Here is a 1,846-nt window from a genome sequence, read left to right on the forward strand (position 1 = left end):
GCCCCCGGCAATCTGACCGAGGAAATGCTGGCCGGCATCTACGCCGAGATCCTCGGCCTCGAGCGGGTCGGGGTGGACGATTCGTTTTTCGAGTTGGGTGGGGATTCGTTGTCGGCGATGCGGCTGATCGCCGCCATCAACACCGGCTTGGATGCTGACTTGTCGGTGCGGGCGGTGTTTGAGGCGCCCACCATCGCCCAGTTGGCACCCCGCATCCAGGCCGGGGTTGGGGGTGGGCTGACCCCCCTGGTGGCCGGCCCACGCCCGGAGCGGGTGCCGTTGTCGTTTGCCCAGTTGCGGTTGTGGTTTATCGATCAGTTGCTGGGCCGGTCTGCGGTTTACAACATGCCCGTCGCGGTGCGCCTCACGGGGCCACTCGACGTGGACGCCCTGCAGGCTGCGATCGGTGATGTGGTGGGCCGCCATGAAAGCCTGCGCACCCTGTTCCCCACGATCGACGGGATCCCTCACCAGCAGGTGGTGCCGGTCGAGGGGGTCGATTTCGGCTGGGCGGTGATCGATGCCAGTGAGTGGACGCACGAGCGGCTCGAGGAGGCCATCGCGGCGGTGGCCAGTCACGTGTTTGATTTGGTGGTTGAGATTCCGTTGCGGGCGCAGCTTTTCCGGTTAGGCGACCAGGAGTGTGTGTTGGTGGCGGTGGCCCACCATATCGCTGCGGATGGCTGGTCGATCACCCCGCTGATCCGGGATTTGGGCGCCGCGTATGCCGCCCGGACGGTGGGGCAGGTCCCGGGTTGGGTGCCGTTGGCGGTGCAGTACGCCGATTACACACTCTGGCAGCGTGAGCAGTTCGGCGACTTGGAGGATCCGGATAGTCGGATCGGCGGGCAATTGGCTTACTGGCAGCACGCGCTGGCCGGCATGCCTGAGCGCCTGGTGTTGCCCACGGATCGGCCCTATCCCGCGGTGGCCGATTATCGCGGGGCCAGCCTCCCGATCGAGTGGCCCGCCGAGCTGCAGCAGCAGATCACCCAGCTGGCCCGCACCCACAACGCCACCAGTTTCATGGTGCTCCAAGCCGCCCTAGCAGTCTTGTTGGCCAAACTCAGCACCAGTACTGATGTGGCGGTGGGGTTCCCGATCGCCGGCCGGCGCGACCCCGCTCTAGATGAGCTGGTCGGGTTCTTCGTTAACACCCTGGTGCTACGGGTCGATCTGACCGGCGACCCCAGTGTGGCCGAACTCCTTGGCCAGGTGCGGGCGCGCAGCCTGGCCGCCTTTGAGCACCAAGATGTGCCCTTCGAAGTCTTGGTGGAACGGCTGCACCCGGCCCGCAGCCTGGCCCATCACCCGCTGGTGCAGGTGATGTTGGCCTGGCAACACCACAACCTGACCGAGCTGGGCCTGGGGGATCTACAAGCCAACCCCATACCGGTGCAAACCCACACCGCGCGCATGGATTTGACATTCTCTCTGACCGAGAACTTCACCGAGGCGGGCCAGCCGGCCGGGATTAGTGGGGCGGTGGAATTTCGCACCGACATCTTCGACCCCAACACCATCCACACCCTGATCATCCGGTTGGAGCGGGTGTTGGCGGCGATGACCGCCGACCCCACCGAGCAAGTCTCCTCGGTCGAGGTGCTCGACGTCGATGAGCAGGCCCGCCTGGACGAATGGGGTAACCGTGGCGTGTTGGACCGCCCCGCCACACCGGCGGTGTCGATTCCGGATGTGTTTGCCGCCCAGGTCGCGCGCACCCCGGAGGCGATGGCGCTGACCTTCGGGGACCGGTCGATCACCTACCAGGAGCTTGATGAGTCGGCGAATCGGTTAGCGCACTTACTCGTTGCCCAAGGGGCGGGACCGGGTGGGTGTGTGGGGT

At 65.9% G+C, this 1,846-nt stretch carries 1 protein-coding gene; it reads left to right on the top strand.

Annotated features, from left to right (window positions below; all coding sequences use genetic code 11):
- The coding region (locus A5692_RS09380) for a condensation domain-containing protein (protein WP_156766003.1) at positions 1–1,846 on the top strand (1,846 nt) is incomplete at both ends.

It is taken from the genome of Mycobacterium sp. E342 (assembly GCF_001667665.1).
In the GTDB taxonomy this organism is placed as follows: domain Bacteria; phylum Actinomycetota; class Actinomycetes; order Mycobacteriales; family Mycobacteriaceae; genus Mycobacterium.